The sequence below is a fragment of the Klebsiella sp. JB_Kp042 genome, assembly GCF_040065275.1.
Taxonomy (GTDB): domain Bacteria; phylum Pseudomonadota; class Gammaproteobacteria; order Enterobacterales; family Enterobacteriaceae; genus Klebsiella; species Klebsiella quasipneumoniae.
On sequence record NZ_JBEAJL010000008.1, the window covers coordinates 85,201 to 104,421 of the forward strand.

Consider the following 19,221-nt stretch of genomic DNA (forward strand, 5'->3'; position numbering starts at 1 on the left):
TTATCATAATCGCATCTGCATAACGAAGAGGGATGGGCAAGACATGGCAACTGAACAACCGGCAATCACCCGCGCCACATTCGATGAAGTTATTTTGCCAATTTATGCACCGGCAGAATTCATCCCGGTAAAGGGAAAAGGCAGCCGCGTCTGGGATCAGCAGGGCAAAGAGTATGTTGATTTCGCCGGCGGTATCGCGGTGACGGCGCTCGGCCATTGCCACCCGGCGCTGGTGGCGGCGCTCCACGAGCAGGGCGAAACGCTGTGGCATACCAGCAACGTCTTTACCAATGAGCCAGCGCTGCGCCTGGGACGTAAACTTGTCGATGCCACCTTCGCCGAGCGAGTGGTGTTTATGAACTCCGGTACCGAAGCCAATGAAACGGCCTTTAAGCTGGCGCGTCACTATGCGGTGACCCGCCATAGCCCGTACAAAACCAAAATCATCGCTTTCCATAATGCCTTTCATGGTCGCTCCCTGTTTACCGTCTCCGTCGGCGGGCAGCCGAAGTACTCCGATGGTTTCGGCCCGAAACCGGCGGATATTGTCCATGTTCCCTTCAACGACCTGCAGGCGGTAAAAGCGGTGATGGATGACCACACCTGCGCGGTGGTGGTGGAGCCGATTCAGGGCGAAGGCGGCGTGACGGCAGCGACGCCGGCGTTCCTGCAGGGGCTGCGCGAACTGTGCGATCAACACCAGGCGCTGTTAGTCTTTGATGAAGTGCAGTGCGGAATGGGGCGTACCGGATCGCTGTTTGCCTATATGCACTATGGCGTAATCCCGGATATTCTCACCAGCGCCAAAGCGCTGGGCGGCGGTTTCCCGGTCAGCGCCATGTTGACCACCCACGAGATCGCCAGCGCCTTCCATGCGGGTTCCCATGGCTCAACCTACGGCGGCAACCCGCTGGCCTGCGCGGTCGCCAACGCCGCTTTCGATCTGATCAATACCCCGGCGGTGCTGGATGGCGTGAACGCCAAACGCGAACTGTTCGTCAAACACCTGCAGCAGCTGGATGCCGAGTTTGATCTGTTCAGTGATATTCGCGGGATGGGCCTGCTGATTGGCGCCGAACTCAAGCCGCAGCACAAGGGCCGCGCGCGTGATTTCCTCTATGCCGCTGCGGAAGCCGGCGTCATGGTGCTTAACGCCGGGCCGGACGTGATGCGTTTTGTTCCCTCGCTGATCATCGAAGAGCAGGATATTGCCGAGGGGATGGCGCGCTTTGCCCAGGCCGTGGCAAAGGTGATTAACGGCTGATCTTCCGCAGCCAGATGCCGTGATGCGGCCGCTGACGCCATGCCACTGACGAAATGGTGTGCATGGTGTTCAGATGGCCCAGAATGCGTTGCAGATGCTGCTCCAGGGTGCTTAACGGACCGATCGGCACCTCGCTTTCCGGTGACTCCATAATATTGACATCCCCTGCGCTGCCGGGACCATCGCTGTCCAGCCGCTGCTGACAGCGCTGCAGGGCAATCTCACAGGATTCGAGATAGCGCTGGGCAAGATCCGGGGTGAGCATCGTATGCTCCCGGGCCAAAGTGGTCATGGCGTTGATGTGTTCGACGATAAACTGGCTGTGCGTCACCCATAGCTTCATATCTTCCAGGTAGTGGGTATTAAACCCGGGCTCCTGCATCGCCTGATTCAGGGAGTTGTAGAGCGCGTTGTGCGCCTGATTGACGCGCATGCGCTGGTAGGCCAGCGCGGGCGCTTTGGGGTCGGGGCTGAGGATCAGGCGAATCGCCTGCTGGTCGGCCTCCAGCGCATCGTGGGCGTTTTTTTTCAGCAGGCCGCTCTGCCACTGCGGCCACAGCCAGACCATCCCGCCGAAGGCGATCAGGCAGCCGATCAGCGTGTCGATCAGCCGGGCGATAATAAACTGTTCGCCGTTGAGCGTCAGAAGCTGCAGGGTATATACCGCCGTCACCGTAAACCCCACCATCGCCCAGCCATAGTGTTTGCGGATGATCAGATAGCTGAGCAGGGTGATCAGCAGCATCCCGCTCAGGGTATAGCTCTCCGGAACGTGAAAGTGCAAGGTCAGCCCGGCGATGATCAGGCCGGCGAGCGTCCCCGCCGCCCGGTGGACAATACGTACCCGCGTGGCGCCATAGCCGTTCTGTGTCACGAAGAGGACGGTCATCAGGATCCAGTAGGGCTTCGGCAAATGCAGGGCGTTGCCCATCAGGCTGGCGATGCTCAGCATCACGCTGATGCGGGCGGCGTTGCGCAGCGCGGGCGACTTCAGCGACAGATAGTTCTTTAGCGCGGGAAACAACGGTAAACGACGCTCTTTGTCAGCCATCAGATCCCGGGCATACAGTGGGCGCTGGGTATGCAGCACCCGGGCGATGCGGCTGAAGTGCCAGGCGCAGAAGTGGCCGACCGGGTTATCCGGATGCTGGCGGGCGATTTTTTCCAGGGCGCCGATCTGTTTATCCATCTGGAAACGCTGCGGAAAACGATGATAGAGCATGTCATCCGCCAGCACCCGCAGGCGGGCGGCGACGGTCTGCGCGTTCCAGCGGATCACCGCTTCGGCATGGCTGCGCTCAACCAGCTTTTGCACCTCTTCCGGCTGATGCAGGCTGACCGAAATATGCTCCTGTAGATCCAGCCCCATCTGGAACGCTCGCAGAAGACGTTTGTGGTCGTTACGTTGGTTGGCGGCCAGCATATGCATCTGCTGATAGCACTGGGTGATTAAATCGACCACCTTCTGCTGGCGGATGAGCAGCGGCGGCAGGGCGGTCGAGGGATCGGTATGCTGGGTCAACAGGCTATATTTGGCTTCGCAATAATTGGCCAGTTCCCGGTAGAGCAGACTGAGCGACTCCCGCAGCGGCTGTTCGCGCCACAGCCAGAACCAGAACCAGTTAAACACGCCGTACCATAGCGTGCCGAAGGCGTAGATCAGCAGCGGCTCCCAGACGGGCATATTGCCCGCCAGGCTCAGGGTAAAGATGGCGGCGATCAGCGACGCGGGCAGCAGGCGCGCGTGCAACGAACTGATTTCCGCGGTGACGCCGAGCAATAGCGCCAGGCCGCTGAGAATAAGCGGCAAAGGTATGGTCTGGGCGAGCAGCAGCTGCACCACCAGGCTGCATCCGGCAAACAGACAGCCGCCGATAATCAGACGCTTAAAAAAGCGCTTATGCGGAGTGTCGAGACCGGCGATGTTGCAGCAGGCGGGAACTAAGGAAAACAGGAGTCCCTGCTGGAGATGGCCGAGCAGAAGACCGATGGCCACAGGCAGACACAGCACCAGCGTTTGCCGCAGTGCATAGTTGACTTCCGGGTGGTAAATCAGCCTGCGCCACATGAGGGAAAAACAAAAACGGCGTACTGCAGGAGCAATACGCCGCTTAGCAACTTAACGGGTGCCGTAGACGACGATAGTTTTACCGTGGGCGGAAATCAGGTTCTGATCTTCCAGCATTTTCAAAATACGGCCAACGGTTTCACGAGAGCAGCCGACGATCTGACCAATTTCCTGACGGGTAATTTTAATTTGCATACCGTCCGGGTGGGTCATGGCATCGGGTTGCTTCGCCAGGTTCAGCAGCGTCTGGGCGATACGGCCCGTCACGTCGAGGAAGGCGAGGTTGCCCACTTTCTCAGACGTCACCTGCAGACGGCGAGCCATTTGCGAAGAGAGACGCATCAGAATGTCCGGGTTCACCTGGATCAGCTGACGGAATTTCTTATAAGAGATCTCGGCCACTTCACATGCGGTTTTCGCCCGTACCCAGGCGCTACGCTCCTGACCCTCTTCAAACAGGCCTAATTCACCGATGAAATCGCCCTGGTTGAGGTAGGAGAGGATCATCTCTTTACCTTCTTCATCCTTGATGAGTACAGCCACGGAGCCTTTAACGATGTAGTACAGCGTTTCTGCTTTCTCACCCTGGTGGATCAGCGTGCTCTTTGATGGGTACTTATGAATGTGGCAATGAGACAAGAACCATTCAAGGGTAGGGTCTGTTTGCGGTTTGCCAAGCACCATGCGCGGTTATCCTCTGTTATAAGCTATCTCCGGGCGCCGACACTACACGGCGTCCGGGCATGCAATCGTATTGTTTCCCTATACCTGGGAAGCTGGCTGATGATTTTTCGACAGCCTGTAATGTGAACTCCTCTGCATACATGCAGTACATCAATGTATTACTGTAGCATCCAGACTGTTTTAGCATAGCTTTCGCCGCATGTCTCCTGGTGTCTCGCTTCAGCATGACGCAGGTCGCCTTCCGTTGCGAGAATTGTTATGTGCGCGTAATCTGACAGGAATATTGCGATACTGGAGTTAAATTTTATGCAAGCGCGTGTGAAATGGGTTGAAGGGTTAACCTTTATCGGGGAGTCCGCGTCAGGACACCAGATTCTGATGGATGGCAACTCCGGAGATAAGGCGCCCAGCCCGATGGAGATGGTGCTGATGGCGGCGGGCGGTTGCAGTGCGATCGATGTGGTCTCTATTTTGCAAAAAGGTCGTCACGACGTGACCAACTGCGAAGTGAAGCTGACCTCTGAGCGTCGGGAAGAGGCGCCGCGCCTGTTCACGCATATTAATCTGCACTTTATCGTCACCGGTAAGGCGCTGAAAGATGCCGCAGTCTCCCGTGCGGTGGATCTGTCGGCAGAGAAATACTGCTCGGTGGCGCTGATGCTGGAAAAAGCGGTGAAGATCACCCACTCCTATGAAGTGATCGAGGCGTAGTCTTCGCCTGCTGATGTGAATGATCTCAACCCCGGCCTGGCCGGGGTTTTTTCTGTTAGCCGATCTTTCGGCCTTCCATCAGACGCTCGACCAGCGGCGCCATAATAAGCTCCATCGCCAGCCCCATTTTACCGCCCGGCACCACCAGGGTGTTCATGTGCGAAATAAACGAGCCCTGTAGCATCGCCAGCAGCCAGGGGAAGTCGATGTTCTGCAGATTGCGGAAATGGATCACCACAAAGCTCTCGTCCAGAGAGGGGATCGCTTTCGCGGCAAACGGGTTGGAGGTGTCCACCGTCGGTACGCGCTGGAAGTTGATGTGGGTGCGGGAAAACTGCGGGGTGATGAAGTTGATGTAATCTTCCATCGATCGGACGACGGAGTCCATCACCGCCTCCCGGGAGTGGCCGCGTTCGCTGGTGTCGCGAATGAGTTTCTGGATCCATTCCAGGTTAACGATAGGCACGACCCCGACCAGCAGGTCGACATGGCTGGCGACATCATGCTGCGGCGTGACAACCCCGCCGTGCAGCCCCTCATAGAACAGCACGTCCGTCGGCTCCGGCAGCGGCTGCCATGGGGTGAAGGTTCCCGGCACCTGATTCCACGGCACGGCTTCGTCATAGGTGTGCAGGTATTTACGCGACTGGCCTTTGCCATGGCGGCCATAGTCGACAAAGGTCTGCTCCAGCAGGCCGAAGTCGTTCGCCTCCGGGCCAAAGTAGCTGATATGTTTTCCCTGATCCCGCGCTTTGCGGATCGCCATGTCCATTTCCGGGCGGGTGTAGCGATGAAAGCTGTCGCCTTCCACCTCCGCGGCGTGCAGATTTAGCTGCGCGAAGATTTTGCGAAAGGCGAGGCTGGTGGTGGTAGTGCCCGCGCCGCTGGAGCCCGTGACGGCGATCACCGGATGTTTGGCAGACATAACAACTCCCTGGTTAAACGATGTAGTGGCGTCGCCTTAGCCGTTAAACAGGGCGCGCGGCATAATATTGACTGTCTCATGCAGTTCCGACCACACGAGGACCGCCTCTCCGCGTTTCAGCTGCTGTTTTACATCGGCGACTTTATCGGCAAGTGAACGTTCATGTTCACCATAATCGGTGCCTTCGCGTAACACAAAGCTTTCAATCAGGTTATCCAGCGTTTCGGGATCCAGATCCTGCCAGGGAATAATCATACGGGAACCTCCAGCCAGCGGTTTAACCAGTCGGGAATGCGTCTTTCCAGCCACATCTCCGGTTTACGCAGGGTGCCGCCGACGAAGCCGACGTGGCCGCCTTGTTCAGTCAATTGATACTCAACGTTCGCCGGCAGTTGCTCCTGCGGGGGAATGGAGTGGTGGTCCATAAACGGGTCGTCTTTCGCATGGATGATGAGCGTCGGCTTAGTGATATCGCTGAGCCGCGGCATGGCGCTGCATTGCCGGTAATAATCCAGCGCATCGGCGAAGCCATGGATTTTGGCGGTGATCATATCGTCAAATTCCCGGATGCGGCGCATCCCTTTGAGCTGGCGTAAATCGACGGGCAGCGAGCCAGGATACGCTTTCAGCTTACGTGAGGCGTTGGCTTTTAACAGATTGAGCAGATAGCGCTGATAAACTCGCGAGAAGCCCTTATCCATATGATAGCTGCAGGCTTCCAGCATGAAAGGCGCGGAAACGATCACCGCCGCATCCAGCGGGCAGCGGTCGCCTTCTTCTGCCAGCAGGCAGCCCAGCATGTTGCCGCCCAGCGAATAGCCGACGGCGGCGGTCGGCGCGGGGCCAAACTCGCGCTGCAGCCAGTGGAGAAACCAGGTGCCATCTTCCGTTTCGCCGGAGTGATAGATGCGGTGATTGCGGTTAGGTTCGCCGCTGCAGCCGCGAAAGTGCATGACCACGCCCAGCCAGCCGCGCTGCATCGCCGCGTGGATCAGGCCATGGGCGTACGGGCTGTGCAGACTCCCTTCCAGACCATGAAAGACGACGAGGCGCGGCTTGTGGCGCGCCTGGTGCGGGTCTTCGCTCCAGGCGAGATCGACAAAATCGCCGTCCGGCAGCTCAAGGCGCTGCCAGTGCGGGGTAAAGCGCAATTTACGGCGGATCAGCCGCGGCAGCATGGTTTGCAGATGACGATTGCCCACGCCGCGCATGGGATGGAACTCACGCGAATCGTTTTCGGGGGGCGTCATGTCTGTGGGGATGATTTCAACCATAGCACCAGAATAATTAATAAACGTGATGATGACTATACCGCGCAGGGCGCGCGGGAGTTAGCCAATATGTGGTCTTGTGGCCAATGACGCCCGGTGACACCGAAAACAAACCATTGATGTCATTGATGGCCTGAGCATGGGAATGGCAGAAACCCATTCTGCCCGCGCCGTCGCAGGCAGAATGATGAGGCGGCGTTAGCCTTCCTGAAGCATGCGCTCCAGCTGCTCTTGAGCCTCCAGCCAGGCCATTTCGCACTCTTCCAGCCCGGATTTCGCGCTGGCCTGCTGCTGCAGGCATTCAGTCAGTTCCGCTTTCCGCGAGGCGTCGTAGAGTTCGCTGTCGCCAAGTTTCTCTTCCGCACTGGCCAGCTGCGCGTTGAGCTTGTCCATCTCTTTCTCCAGACGGGCGATCTCTTTGCGCAGCGGTTGGGTCTGGCTGCGCAGCTCCGCTTCCCGACGCTTCTGGTCTTTGCGCGCTTGCGCGCTGTTGCCGCTCTCTTTTGGCGTGTCGCCGCTCTGGGACTCCTGTTTTTGCGAGTCGCTGAGCCACTGCTGATAATCGTCCAGATCGCCGTCGAACGGTTCGACTTTACCATCGTGGACAAGGTACAGATCGTCGGTGGTGGAGCGGATCAGGTGGCGATCGTGCGATACGACTACCAGCGCCCCTTCAAAGTCGATCAGCGCTTCGGTTAAGGCCTGACGCATATCGAGGTCGAGATGGTTGGTCGGTTCGTCGAGCAGCAGCAGGTTAGGGCGCTGCCAGACGATCAGGGCCAGCACCAGACGCGCCTTTTCTCCACCGGAGAAGCGGCGGGTCTCTTCGCTGACCTTATCCCCCTGGAAACCAAAGCCGCCAAGATAATCACGCAGCTTCTGCTCCAGCTCCTGCGGCGCCAGGCGCGCCAGGTGCTGCAGCGGCGACTCATCGGCGCGCAGGAACTCCAGCTGATGCTGGGCGAAGTAGCCGAGCTTGATGCCTTTGGCGAGGCCGATCTCGCCGCTCACGGGCTGGAGTTCGCCAGCCAGCAGCTTAATCAGCGTCGATTTCCCTGCGCCGTTGCGGCCCAGCAGGCCGATACGCGACCCCGGCACCAGATTGAGCTTAATGGAGTCGAGGATAATACGCTCGCCATAGCCGGCGCTGACTTTCTCCATCTTCAGCAGCGGGTTTGGCAGACTCTCCGGCTGGCGGAAGCTGAAGTGGAACGGGTTATCCACGTGCGCCGGGGCGATGAGTTCCATCCGCTCCAGCATTTTAATACGGCTCTGCGCCTGCTTGGCTTTGGTGGCTTTGGCGCGGAAGCGATCGATATAGCTTTGCAGATGCGCGACACGCTGCTGCTGGCTTTCGTACATCGCCTGCTGCTGAGCGAGCCGGGTGGCGCGCTGCACTTCAAACGAGCTGTAGTTGCCGGTGTACTCAAACATCGTCTGCTGTTCGATATGGATAATTTTGTCGACGATAGGATCGAGGAAATCGCGATCGTGGGAGATCAGGATCAGCGTCCCCGTGTAGCCCTTCAGCCACTTCTCCAGCCAGATCACCGCATCAAGGTCGAGGTGGTTAGTCGGTTCATCGAGCAGCAGCAGATCGGAGCGGCAGATCAGCGCTTGCGCGAGGTTAAGACGCATACGCCAGCCGCCGGAAAAATCGCTGACCGGCCGCTCGAGCTGTTCATTGCTGAAACCCAGGCCGTGCAGCAGGCTGGCGGCGCGGGAGCGGATGGTCCAGGCGTCGATGGCGTCCAGCTTGCCGTGGACGGTGGCGATGGCATGGCCGTCGTTGCGCTCGTTAGCCTGCTGGAGCGCGGCTTCCAGCTGGCGATATTCGCGATCGCCGTCAATGACATAATCGATTGCCGGCTGCGGCAGGGCCGGGGTTTCCTGATTCACCCAGGCCAGCTGCCAGTTGCCGGGAAAGGTCATACTGCCGCCGTCAGCGCTTATCTCGTTTTTCAAAAGCGATAGCAGCGTCGATTTCCCGCAGCCGTTTTTCCCCACCAGACCGACCTTCTGGCCAGGGTTGATGGTAGCGGTGGCGTTGTCCAGCAGGACGCGTACGCCGCGACGAATTTGTAACGAGGAGAAAACAATCATAAGGCGCCGTATGTTCAGACTATGTTAATTTGTCATTATGATAATGTAGTGTGGAAGCGAATCGCTTCACCGGGCCGCCATGGTAGCCCAAAACGAAGACGATACACAAAGTCATTCTGGCTGTGTCAAAACGCCAGGGCTGTGCAGGCCGCCAGAAGACCTACGGGAGGGGAATGATGTCTCAGACAGCGAAAGTGTTGCTGCTGTATGCCCACCCAGAATCTCAGGATTCCGTGGCCAACCGGGTTTTATTACAACCGGCCTTACAGTTGCCAAACGTCACCGTGCACGATCTCTACGCGCACTATCCGGATTTTTTTATCGATATTGCTCACGAACAGGACCTGCTGCGCCAGCATGAGGTGATCGTTTTCCAGCATCCTTTATATACCTGGAGCTGTCCGGCGCTGCTCAAGGAGTGGCTGGATCGTGTCTTAAGCCGCGGCTTCGCCAGCGGCGCCGGAGGGAACGAACTGGCGGGAAAGTACTGGCGCAGCGTGATCACCACCGGCGAACCTGAGAGCGCCTACCGTCGCGATGCGAATCGCTATCCGATGAACGATATTTTACGTCCTTTTGAACTGACCGCCGGCATGTGCCGTATGCACTGGATGAGCCCCATTATCGTCTACTGGGCCCGGCGGCAACAGCCAGAGGAGCTGCGCAGCCGCGCCCTGGCCTATCGGGACTGGCTGGCCAACCCCCTTGCCGCCGGAGGTGTCCATGGCGGGATTTGATTTGCTGCTGGCAGGGGTGCTGTTTTTGTTCGCGGCCGTTATCGCCGTCCCTCTGGCTTCAAGACTGGGGATTGGCGCGGTGCTGGGCTATCTGCTGGCCGGGATCGCCATTGGTCCGTGGGGGCTCGGGTTTATCAGCGATGTGGATGAAATTCTCCATTTCTCTGAACTCGGCGTGGTGTTTCTGATGTTTATCATCGGCCTGGAGCTCAATCCCGCCAAGCTATGGCGGCTGCGAAGCTCCATCTTCGGCGTTGGCGCGGCGCAGGTGATGCTCAGCGCGGCGATCCTCGGCGGTCTGTTGATGACGACAGGATTTTCATGGCAGGCGGCGGTGGTCGGCGGGATCGGCCTGGCGATGTCCTCTACCGCGATGGCACTGCAGCTGATGCGCGAGAAGGGAATGAGCCGCAGCGAATCAGGGCAGTTAGGCTTTTCGGTCCTGCTGTTTCAGGATCTGGCGGTGATCCCGGCGCTGGCGCTGGTGCCTCTGCTGGCGGGTTCCGCGGATGAGCATGTGAACTGGCTAACGGTCGGCATGAAGGTCCTGGCGTTTGCCGGGATGCTGATTGGCGGACGCTATTTACTGCGGCCGGTGTTCCGCTTTATCGCCAGCTCCGGGGTCAGGGAAGTGTTCACTGCCGCCACGCTGCTGCTGGTCCTTGGATCAGCCCTGTTTATGGAGGCGCTGGGGCTGTCGATGGCGCTGGGTACCTTTATCGCCGGCGTGCTGCTGGCGGAAAGTGAGTATCGCCATGAACTGGAGATCGCCATCGATCCGTTCAAGGGGCTGCTGCTTGGGTTGTTCTTTATCTCCGTCGGTATGGCGCTGAACCTTGGCGTGCTGTACACCCATCTGCTGTGGGTGGCGGTGAGCGTGGCGGTGCTGGTGGCGGTAAAAATGCTGGTGCTCTATCTACTGGCCCGTCTCTATGGCCTGCGGAGTTCCGAGCGTATGCAGTTTGCGGGCGTATTAAGCCAGGGCGGCGAGTTCGCGTTTGTCCTCTTTTCGCTGCCCGCTTCTCAGCGGTTGTTCCAGCACGACCAGATGGCGCTGCTGCTGGTGGCCGTCACCTTGTCGATGATGACCACGCCGCTGCTGATGAAAGGGATCGATAAGATACTGTCGCGACGCCTGAATCCAGCGGAGGATACCGATGAGGCGCCGTGGGTAGAGGACGATAAACCGCAGGTGATTATTGTTGGCTTTGGCCGTTTCGGCCAGGTCATCGGTCGCCTGCTGATGGCCAATAAGATGCGTATTACGGTACTGGAGCGAGACATCAGCGCGGTGAATCTGATGCGCAACTATGGCTATAAAGTCTATTTTGGCGACGCCACCCAGCTGGAACTGCTGCGCTCGGCGGGGGCGGAGGAGGCGCAGTCGATCGTCATTACCTGTAATGAGCCGGAAGACACCATGCGGCTGGTGGAGATGTGTCAACAACACTTTCCACATCTGCACATCCTGGCGCGCGCTCGCGGGCGCGTCGAGGCGCATGAGCTTCTGCAGGCCGGCGTGACGCAGTTTTCCCGTGAGACTTTCTCCAGCGCGCTGGAGCTGGGGCGTAAAGCGCTCATCACCCTGGGGATGCATCCTCACCAGGCCCAGCGCGCGCAGCTGCACTTCCGACGCCTCGATATGCGAATGCTGCGTGAGTTAATGCCGGTGCATACTGATACGGTACAGATATCACGCGTGCGGGAAGCCCGGCGCGAACTGGAAGAGATTTTTCAGCGCGAAATGCAGAAAGAGAGCCGGCAGCTGGACGGCTGGGACGAGTTTGAATAAAGGTAAATCATATGGCAGTACGTAAACGTTTTATTGCCGGGGCGAAATGTCCGGCGTGCCAGGCGCAGGATTCACTGGCGATGTGGCGTGAAAATAATGTCGATGTTGTTGAATGCGTTAAGTGCGGTCATCAGATGCGTGAGGCGGATAAAGAGGCCCGTGAGCATGTACGCAAAGAGGAGCAGGTGATTGGCATTTTTCATCCCGACTAGCGTTATCCGTCGGCTTTTTTTAAGCTAAAGGGTACACGGCAGCAGAATTCCGCTACAATCTGCGCCACTATTCTTCCCATCTCAGGAGATATCATGAAAGTAGCAAAAGACCTGGTGGTCAGCCTGGCCTATCAGGTACGTACAGAAGACGGTGTGTTGGTTGATGAGTCTCCGGTAAGCGCGCCGCTGGATTACCTGCACGGTCACGGCTCCCTGATTTCCGGCCTGGAAAACGCGCTGGATGGCCACGAAGTGGGCGACAAATTTGACGTAGCCGTTGGCGCTAACGACGCTTACGGTCAGTATGACGAAAACCTGGTGCAGCGTGTACCGAAAGACGTCTTCATGGGCGTTGATGAACTGCAGGTTGGCATGCGCTTCCTGGCGGAAACCGATCAGGGTCCGGTACCAGTAGAGATTACTGAAGTTGAAGACGACCACGTTGTGGTTGATGGCAACCACATGCTGGCAGGCCAGAACCTGAAGTTCAATGTGGAAGTTGTCGCCATCCGCGAAGCGACCGCTGAAGAGCTGGAGCACGGTCACGTGCACGGCGCGCATGGTCATGATCACGACCACGATCATGGTCACGATGGCTGCTGCGGCGGTCACGGTCACGACCACGATCATGGCCACGACCATGGTAAAGGCGGCTGCGGCGGCCACGGTGGCTGCGGTTGCCACTAATCTTCGCGCTTTGGCACGAAGACGACAAAAAAGCGGGGAGACCCGCTTTTTTTACGCCTCAATAATGCGGCGGCGGCGTCTCTTCGGCCTGGGAGGCGATATGGGAGGGTTGGGTCGCCTTCAGCTTCTCGATCATCAGACGCATATGCTCGCGCATCTTCGCCATCTCAATCTCGTGGGCGGTCACGGTTTTATTGAGGTCTTCGATGGTGATTTCCTGAAACGCCAGCCGGCTTTCCAGCTCCGCAAGGCGCGTTTCTAATGTGCTATCGTGCATGGGTAACCTCTTTAGTCTGATCCTGCGGGCGGATTCTACTTAAGTTTCCCCCGGCGCGCAGCATCGCTGCGTCCTACAGGAAACTTATTCATACAAAAATAGTCCTAAAAGAGGCGATATTCAGGAACGTCCGTATGTAGATTTTAACGGCGACGTTCTATAGTACGTTTTTTGCTTTTTACGATAACCCTGGGGTGAGAGGCCCCGGCCCTGGAGAAATGGATGAAATCACTGTTTAAAGTAACGCTGCTGGCGACCACAATGGCCGTCGCCCTGAATGCACCGCTGACCTTTGCTGCAGATACCGCGGCGAAAGCAGCCCCGGCGGCTGAGAGTAAATCGGCATTTAAAAATGACGATCAGAAATCGGCCTATGCGCTGGGCGCGTCCCTGGGGCGTTACATGGAAAACTCCCTGAAAGAACAAGAAAAACTCGGCATTAAGCTGGATAAAGCCCAGCTGATCGCCGGCGTACAGGACGCGTTTGCCGATAAGAGCAAACTGTCCGACCAGGAGATCGAACAGACTCTGCAGGCCTTTGAAACGCGCGTGAAGACCGCGGCTCAGCAGAAAATGGAAAAAGACGCCACTGAGAACGAAACCAAAGGTAAAGCTTTCCGTGACAGCTTTGCCAAAGAGAAGGGCGTGAAAACGTCGAAAACTGGCCTGCTGTATAAAGTCGAGAAAGAAGGCACTGGCGATGCGCCGAAAGACAGCGACACCGTGGTGGTTAACTACAAAGGTACGCTGATCGACGGCAAAGAGTTTGATAACTCTTATACCCGCGGCGAGCCGCTCTCTTTCCGTCTCGACGGGGTGATCCCGGGCTGGACTGAAGGCCTGAAGAACATCAAGAAAGGCGGCAAAATCAAGCTGGTCATTCCGCCAGATCTGGCCTACGGCAAAACCGGCGTCCCGGGCATCCCGGCCAACTCTACGCTGGTCTTTGATGTAGAGCTGCTGGATATCAAACCGGCGCCGAAGGCAGATGCTCAGCCGGAAGCCGCTGGCGATGCGAAAGCCGCGGACGCGAAAGCTGACGCTAAGAAGTAATCGGGTTCAGGCCGCCGTCTCGTCAGAGGCGGCGGCTTTTTTATTGAGCGCAGATATAATTAAAACTGGAAAGATCCTCAGGCGCTGTATTACTTTAGATAGCTTAATAATGATGATGAGCCTGCCCTGACAATAACGACAGGCTCCTGAAAAGGAGTGCTTTTTTTCATGTCCAGGTCGCTTTTAACCAACGAAACCAGCGAGCTTGACCTGCTGGATCAACGTCCCTTTGACCAGACCGATTTCGATATTCTTAAATCTTATGAAGCGGTGGTGGACGGGTTGGCGATGCTCATCGGTTCGCACTGTGAAATCGTGCTGCATTCTTTGCAGGATCTGAAATGCTCTGCCATCCGTATCGCCAATGGTGAACATACCGGCCGCCAAATCGGTTCACCGATTACCGATCTTGCGCTGCGCATGCTGCACGATATGACGGGCGCCGATAGCAGCGTTTCCAAATGCTACTTTACCCGCGCCAAAAGCGGCGTCCTGATGAAGTCGGTGACGATTGCCATCCGCAACCGCGATCACCGGGTGATTGGTCTGCTGTGCATCAATATGAATCTGGATGTGCCGTTTTCCCAGATCATGAGCACCTTTATTCCGCCAGAAACGCCCGAGGTTAACTCGCCGGTGAACTTTGCTTCCTCGGTTGACGATCTGGTCGCCCAGACTCTGGAATTTACCATCGAAGAGGTGAATGCCGATCGCAGCGTGTCCAACAATGCTAAAAACCGTCAAATCGTGCTGAATCTCTACGAGAAAGGGATCTTCGATATTAAAGACGCCATTAACCAGGTGGCCGATCGTCTGAACATCTCCAAGCACACCGTCTACCTCTATATTCGCCAGTTCAAAAGCGGCGATTTCCAGGGGCTGGATAAGTAATGCGTTTTGCCCTCACGGTGACCGGCCCTGCCTATGGCACGCAGCAGGCGAGCAGCGCCTGGCAATTTGCGCAGGCCGTGCTGCAGGAAGGCCATGAGCTGGCGTGCGTTTTTTTCTATCGCGAAGGCGTGCTTAACGCTAACCAGCTGACGGCGCCCGCCAGCGATGAGTTCGATCTGGTGCGCGGGTGGCAATCCCTCCACGATGAGCACGGCGTCGCGCTGCATATCTGCGTGGCGGCCGCCCTGCGTCGTGGCGTAACGGACGAGCGCGAAGCGCAACAGCTCGCTCTGCCTGGCCATAATCTGCAGCCGGGTTTTACGTTGAGCGGACTTGGCGCGCTGGCGGAAGCGGCGCTTACTTGCGATCGGATGGTACAGTTTTGATGAAACGTGTGGCTTTCGTTTTTTCCTCCGCGCCGCACGGCAGCGCCGCCGGCAGGGAAGGCCTCGACGCCTTATTAGCCACCTCCGCCCTCACCGACGAGATTGGCGTATTTTTCGTGGGCGACGGCGTGTTTCAGCTGTTGCCCGCCCAGCGGCCTGGCGCTGTGCTGGCCCGCGATTACATCGCCACTTTTAAACTGCTGTCGCTATATGATATCGACCAGTGCTGGCTGTGCGCCGAGTCGGCGCGAGAGCGCGGCCTGGACCCCGCGACACCGTGGGTGGTGGATGTCGAATGCCTGGCGCCGGATGCCCTGCGCGCCCGTCTGCATGAATTTGATGTGATTTTGCGTTTCTGAGGCCCCCATGCTCCATACGCTCAGTGTTTCTCCCTGGCATGCCGATATCGCAGCAATGCTTCGCTTGATGGAGCAGGGTGACGATCTGTTACTGCTGTCTGATGGCGTCGCGGCGGCTATCGCCGGCGGTCGCTTCCTTGAGATCCTGCAATCCGCCCCCATAACCCTTTACGTGCTGCAAGACGACGTTGACGCCCGCGGGCTAACTGGTCAAATTGCGGACAGTGTCGGCAGGGTTAGCTATACTGATTTCGTCAGACTCACAGTCAAACATGCCGGTCAGTTGGCCTGGTGATGGCGGGATCGTTGTATATTTCTTGACACCTTTTCGGCACCGCCCTAAAATTCTGCGTCCTCATAATATATGAGGCGATTTATTACGTGTTTACGAAGCAAAAGCTAAAACCAGGAGCTATTTAATGGCAACAATTAACCAGCTGGTACGCAAACCACGCGCGCGCAAAGTTGCAAAGAGCAACGTGCCAGCGCTGGAAGCCTGCCCGCAGAAACGTGGCGTATGTACTCGCGTATATACCACCACTCCTAAGAAACCGAACTCCGCACTGCGTAAAGTTTGCCGTGTGCGTCTGACTAACGGTTTCGAAGTCACCTCCTACATCGGTGGTGAAGGTCACAACCTGCAGGAGCACTCCGTGATCCTGATCCGTGGCGGTCGTGTTAAAGACCTTCCGGGTGTTCGTTACCACACCGTTCGTGGTGCGCTTGACTGCTCCGGCGTTAAAGACCGTAAGCAGGCTCGCTCCAAGTACGGCGTGAAGCGTCCTAAGGCTTAATGGTTCTCCGTTAAGTAAGGCCAAACTGATTTATCTTAATGTCATACTAAACTCTTAGAGTTTTGGACAATCCTGAATTAACAACGGAGTATTTCCATGCCACGTCGTCGCGTCATTGGTCAGCGTAAAATTCTGCCGGATCCGAAGTTCGGATCAGAACTGCTGGCTAAATTTGTCAATATCCTGATGGTAGATGGTAAAAAATCTACTGCAGAAACTATCGTATACAGCGCGCTGGAGACCCTGGCTCAGCGTTCTGGTAAATCTGAACTGGAAGCCTTCGAAGTTGCGCTCGAAAACGTGCGCCCGACTGTCGAAGTTAAGTCCCGCCGCGTAGGTGGTTCTACTTATCAGGTTCCAGTTGAAGTTCGTCCGGTCCGTCGTAATGCCCTGGCAATGCGTTGGATCGTTGAAGCTGCTCGTAAACGCGGTGATAAATCCATGGCTCTGCGCCTGGCGAACGAACTCACTGATGCTGCAGACAACAAAGGTACTGCAGTTAAGAAACGTGAAGACGTTCACCGTATGGCCGAAGCCAACAAGGCGTTCGCTCACTACCGTTGGTAATCCCTTCGGAGTCATAGTCACCAGGCGGGCGCTTCAGATGAGTCGCCCGCTCTGGATAACTTAACTGAACGCCTAAAGAAATAAACGAGGAATCAAATGGCTCGTACAACACCCATCGCACGCTACCGTAACATCGGTATCAGTGCGCACATCGACGCCGGTAAAACCACTACTACCGAACGTATTCTGTTCTACACCGGTGTAAACCACAAAATCGGTGAAGTTCATGACGGCGCCGCTACCATGGACTGGATGGAGCAGGAGCAGGAACGTGGTATCACCATCACTTCCGCTGCGACTACTGCATTCTGGTCTGGTATGGCTAAGCAGTATGAACCGCACCGTGTAAACATCATCGACACCCCGGGGCACGTTGACTTCACTATCGAAGTAGAACGTTCCATGCGTGTTCTTGATGGTGCGGTAATGGTTTACTGCGCAGTTGGTGGTGTTCAGCCGCAGTCTGAAACCGTATGGCGTCAGGCAAACAAATATAAAGTTCCGCGCATCGCGTTCGTTAACAAAATGGACCGCATGGGCGCTAACTTCCTGAAAGTTGTTGGTCAGATCAAAACCCGTCTGGGCGCGAACCCGGTTCCGCTGCAGCTGGCAATTGGTGCTGAAGAAGGTTTCACCGGCGTTGTTGACCTGGTGAAAATGAAAGCCATCAACTGGAACGATGCAGACCAGGGCGTAACCTTCGAATACGAAGATATCCCGGCTGACATGCAGGATCTGGCTGACGAATGGCACCAGAACCTGATCGAGTCCGCAGCTGAAGCTTCTGAAGAGCTGATGGAAAAATACCTGGGTGGTGAAGAACTGACTGAAGAAGAGATCAAAAAAGCTCTGCGTCAGCGCGTTCTGAACAACGAAATCATCCTGGTAACCTGTGGTTCTGCGTTCAAGAACAAAGGTGTTCAGGCGATGCTGGATGCGGTAATTGACTACCTGCCATCCCCTGTTGACGTTCCGGCGATCAACGGCATCCTGGACGACGGTAAAGATACTCCGGCTGAGCGTCACGCAAGCGACGACGAGCCGTTCTCTGCACTGGCGTTCAAAATCGCTACTGACCCGTTCGTGGGCAACCTGACCTTCTTCCGCGTGTACTCCGGTGTGGTTAACTCTGGTGATACCGTACTGAACTCCGTGAAAGCTGCACGTGAGCGTTTCGGTCGTATCGTACAGATGCACGCTAACAAACGTGAAGAGATCAAAGAAGTTCGCGCGGGCGACATCGCTGCTGCAATCGGTCTGAAAGACGTAACTACTGGTGACACCCTGTGTAACCCGGATGCGCCGATCATTCTGGAGCGTATGGAATTCCCTGAGCCGGTAATCTCCATCGCCGTTGAGCCGAAAACCAAAGCTGACCAGGAAAAAATGGGTCTGGCTCTGGGTCGTCTGGCTAAAGAAGACCCGTCTTTCCGCGTATGGACTGACGAAGAGTCTAACCAGACCATTATCGCCGGTATGGGTGAGCTGCACCTCGACATCATCGTTGACCGTATGAAGCGTGAATTCAACGTTGAAGCGAACGTCGGTAAACCTCAGGTTGCTTACCGTGAAGCAATTCGCGCGAAAGTTACCGATATCGAAGGTAAACACGCCAAGCAGTCTGGTGGTCGTGGTCAGTACGGTCACGTTGTGATCGACATGTACCCGCTGGAGCCGGGCTCTAACCCGAAAGGTTACGAGTTCATCAACGACATCAAAGGTGGTGTAATTCCTGGCGAATACATCCCGGCCGTTGATAAAGGTATCCAGGAACAGCTGAAAGCTGGTCCGCTGGCAGGTTACCCGGTAGTTGATATGGGTATCCGTCTGCACTTCGGTTCTTACCACGACGTTGACTCCTCTGAGCTGGCGTTTAAACTGGCTGCGTCTATTGCCTTTAAAGAAGGCTTTAAGAAAGCAAAACCAGTTCTGCTTGAGCCGATCATGAAGGTTGAAGTAGAAACTCCGGAAGAGAACACTGGTGACGTTATCGGTGACTTGAGCCGTCGTCGCGGTATGCTGCGCGGTCAGGAATCCGAAGTAACCGGCGTTAAGATCCACGCTGAAGTACCGCTGTCCGAAATGTTCGGTTATGCAACTCAGCTGCGTTCTCTGACCAAAGGTCGTGCATCATACACCATGGAATTCCTGAAGTATGATGATGCGCCGAACAACGTTGCTCAGGCCGTTATTGAAGCCCGTGGTAAATAATCCACAGGATTAAAACCTAAGTCCCGTGCTCTCTCCGAAGGGGAGAGCACTATAGTAAGGAATATAGCCGTGTCTAAAGAAAAATTTGAACGTACAAAACCGCACGTCAACGTTGGTACTATCGGCCACGTTGACCATGGTAAAACTACCCTGACTGCTGCCATCACTACCGTTCTGGCTAAAACCTACGGTGGTTCCGCTCGCGCATTCGACCAGATCGATAACGCGC

Annotated in this window: 22 protein-coding genes; 15 read left to right on the forward strand and 7 right to left on the reverse strand. The window is 56.5% G+C overall.

Annotated elements, in window-relative coordinates; all coding sequences use genetic code 11:
• Window positions 1–43: 43 nt before the first annotated feature.
• Window positions 44–1,264, forward strand: a complete 1,221-nt coding sequence (locus ABLV54_RS01405) for an aspartate aminotransferase family protein (RefSeq protein ID WP_023291182.1) — start codon at window positions 44–46, stop codon at window positions 1,262–1,264.
• Here the strand turns inward: ABLV54_RS01405 and ABLV54_RS01410 are convergent.
• Both ABLV54_RS01410 and crp read right to left on the reverse strand, forming a co-directional pair.
• Entirely contained in the window at window positions 1,254–3,332 is a 2,079-nt protein-coding gene (locus tag ABLV54_RS01410) for a YccS/YhfK family putative transporter (protein ID WP_023291181.1), read from the reverse strand. The two genes, ABLV54_RS01405 and ABLV54_RS01410, sit on opposite strands and share 11 nt — an antisense overlap.
• A 51-nt stretch (window positions 3,333–3,383) precedes the next feature.
• On the reverse strand, window positions 3,384–4,016 hold the full coding sequence (crp, locus tag ABLV54_RS01415) for a cAMP-activated global transcriptional regulator CRP (RefSeq protein ID WP_000242758.1): 633 nt from the start codon (window positions 4,014–4,016) through the stop codon (window positions 3,384–3,386).
• Between the two features lie 306 nt (window positions 4,017–4,322).
• Between crp and ABLV54_RS01420 the strand changes: the two genes are divergently transcribed.
• On the forward strand, window positions 4,323–4,727 hold the full coding sequence (locus tag ABLV54_RS01420; RefSeq protein ID WP_023291180.1) for an OsmC family protein: 405 nt from the start codon (window positions 4,323–4,325) through the stop codon (window positions 4,725–4,727).
• 55 nt (window positions 4,728–4,782) lie between these two features.
• On the opposite strand, the gene ABLV54_RS01425 is transcribed toward ABLV54_RS01420, so the two are convergent.
• From ABLV54_RS01425 to ABLV54_RS01440, 4 genes are all read right to left on the reverse strand, one after another.
• Window positions 4,783–5,652: a phosphoribulokinase gene (locus tag ABLV54_RS01425; protein ID WP_004202201.1), complete on the reverse strand. Its 870-nt coding sequence runs from the start codon at window positions 5,650–5,652 to the stop codon at window positions 4,783–4,785.
• Window positions 5,653–5,688: 36 nt separating this feature from the next.
• Complete coding sequence (locus ABLV54_RS01430) at window positions 5,689–5,907, reverse strand: YheU family protein (protein WP_002920151.1); 219 nt, start codon at window positions 5,905–5,907, stop codon at window positions 5,689–5,691.
• Window positions 5,904–6,902 carry a hydrolase gene (locus ABLV54_RS01435; protein ID WP_072096663.1) on the reverse strand — a complete coding sequence of 333 codons (999 nt, stop codon included), beginning with the start codon at window positions 6,900–6,902 and terminating at the stop codon, window positions 5,904–5,906. The genes ABLV54_RS01430 and ABLV54_RS01435 overlap by 4 nt, the downstream gene beginning before the upstream one ends.
• A gap of 219 nt (window positions 6,903–7,121) precedes the next feature.
• Window positions 7,122–9,026, reverse strand: coding sequence for an ABC transporter ATP-binding protein (locus ABLV54_RS01440; protein WP_050533983.1), 1,905 nt, complete (start codon window positions 9,024–9,026; stop codon window positions 7,122–7,124).
• Between the two features lie 173 nt (window positions 9,027–9,199).
• On the opposite strand from ABLV54_RS01440, the gene kefG reads away from it, so the two are divergent.
• The 4 genes from kefG to slyD all read left to right on the forward strand — a co-directional run bounded on the left by kefG (window position 9,200) and on the right by slyD (window position 12,454).
• Window positions 9,200–9,763 carry a glutathione-regulated potassium-efflux system ancillary protein KefG gene (gene kefG / locus ABLV54_RS01445; RefSeq protein ID WP_004202208.1) on the forward strand — a complete coding sequence of 188 codons (564 nt, stop codon included), beginning with the start codon at window positions 9,200–9,202 and terminating at the stop codon, window positions 9,761–9,763.
• Window positions 9,750–11,555 carry a glutathione-regulated potassium-efflux system protein KefB gene (kefB, locus tag ABLV54_RS01450; protein ID WP_004202210.1) on the forward strand — a complete coding sequence of 602 codons (1,806 nt, stop codon included), beginning with the start codon at window positions 9,750–9,752 and terminating at the stop codon, window positions 11,553–11,555. The genes kefG and kefB overlap by 14 nt, the downstream gene beginning before the upstream one ends.
• A gap of 11 nt (window positions 11,556–11,566) precedes the next feature.
• A complete protein-coding gene (locus tag ABLV54_RS01455; RefSeq protein ID WP_002920143.1) occupies window positions 11,567–11,767 on the forward strand; it encodes a YheV family putative zinc ribbon protein in 201 nt (66 codons plus the stop codon).
• Between the two features lie 93 nt (window positions 11,768–11,860).
• On the forward strand, window positions 11,861–12,454 hold the full coding sequence (gene slyD, locus ABLV54_RS01460; protein WP_004202213.1) for a peptidylprolyl isomerase: 594 nt from the start codon (window positions 11,861–11,863) through the stop codon (window positions 12,452–12,454).
• Between the two features lie 58 nt (window positions 12,455–12,512).
• On the opposite strand, the gene ABLV54_RS01465 is transcribed toward slyD, so the two are convergent.
• The gene (locus ABLV54_RS01465) at window positions 12,513–12,731 is read right to left on the reverse strand and encodes a protein SlyX (RefSeq protein ID WP_002920136.1); all 219 of its coding nucleotides are present in this window, start codon (window positions 12,729–12,731) and stop codon (window positions 12,513–12,515) included.
• A 222-nt stretch (window positions 12,732–12,953) separates the two neighbouring features.
• Between ABLV54_RS01465 and fkpA the strand changes: the two genes are divergently transcribed.
• The 9 genes from fkpA to ABLV54_RS01510 all read left to right on the forward strand — a co-directional run.
• Window positions 12,954–13,784, forward strand: a complete 831-nt coding sequence (gene fkpA, locus ABLV54_RS01470; protein WP_004202215.1) for an FKBP-type peptidyl-prolyl cis-trans isomerase — start codon at window positions 12,954–12,956, stop codon at window positions 13,782–13,784.
• 168 nt (window positions 13,785–13,952) lie between these two features.
• The gene (locus tag ABLV54_RS01475; RefSeq protein ID WP_002920130.1) at window positions 13,953–14,675 is read left to right on the forward strand and encodes a transcriptional regulator; all 723 of its coding nucleotides are present in this window, start codon (window positions 13,953–13,955) and stop codon (window positions 14,673–14,675) included.
• Entirely contained in the window at window positions 14,675–15,061 is a 387-nt protein-coding gene (tusD, locus tag ABLV54_RS01480; RefSeq protein ID WP_002920128.1) for a sulfurtransferase complex subunit TusD, read from the forward strand. Before ABLV54_RS01475 ends, tusD begins: the two co-directional genes overlap by 1 nt.
• Window positions 15,061–15,420, forward strand: a complete 360-nt coding sequence (gene tusC / locus ABLV54_RS01485; protein WP_032454214.1) for a sulfurtransferase complex subunit TusC — start codon at window positions 15,061–15,063, stop codon at window positions 15,418–15,420. The genes tusD and tusC overlap by 1 nt, the downstream gene beginning before the upstream one ends.
• Window positions 15,421–15,427: 7 nt before the next feature.
• Window positions 15,428–15,715, forward strand: a complete 288-nt coding sequence (tusB, locus tag ABLV54_RS01490) for a sulfurtransferase complex subunit TusB (RefSeq protein ID WP_004202221.1) — start codon at window positions 15,428–15,430, stop codon at window positions 15,713–15,715.
• A gap of 124 nt (window positions 15,716–15,839) precedes the next feature.
• A complete protein-coding gene (gene rpsL, locus ABLV54_RS01495) occupies window positions 15,840–16,214 on the forward strand; it encodes a 30S ribosomal protein S12 (RefSeq protein WP_002920115.1) in 375 nt (124 codons plus the stop codon).
• 96 nt (window positions 16,215–16,310) lie between these two features.
• A complete protein-coding gene (rpsG, locus tag ABLV54_RS01500) occupies window positions 16,311–16,781 on the forward strand; it encodes a 30S ribosomal protein S7 (RefSeq protein WP_002920113.1) in 471 nt (156 codons plus the stop codon).
• Between the two features lie 96 nt (window positions 16,782–16,877).
• Window positions 16,878–18,992 carry an elongation factor G gene (fusA, locus tag ABLV54_RS01505; RefSeq protein ID WP_023291175.1) on the forward strand — a complete coding sequence of 705 codons (2,115 nt, stop codon included), beginning with the start codon at window positions 16,878–16,880 and terminating at the stop codon, window positions 18,990–18,992.
• 69 nt (window positions 18,993–19,061) lie between these two features.
• The coding region (locus tag ABLV54_RS01510; RefSeq protein ID WP_227507214.1) for a GTP-binding protein at window positions 19,062–19,221 on the forward strand (160 nt) is incomplete at its 3' end.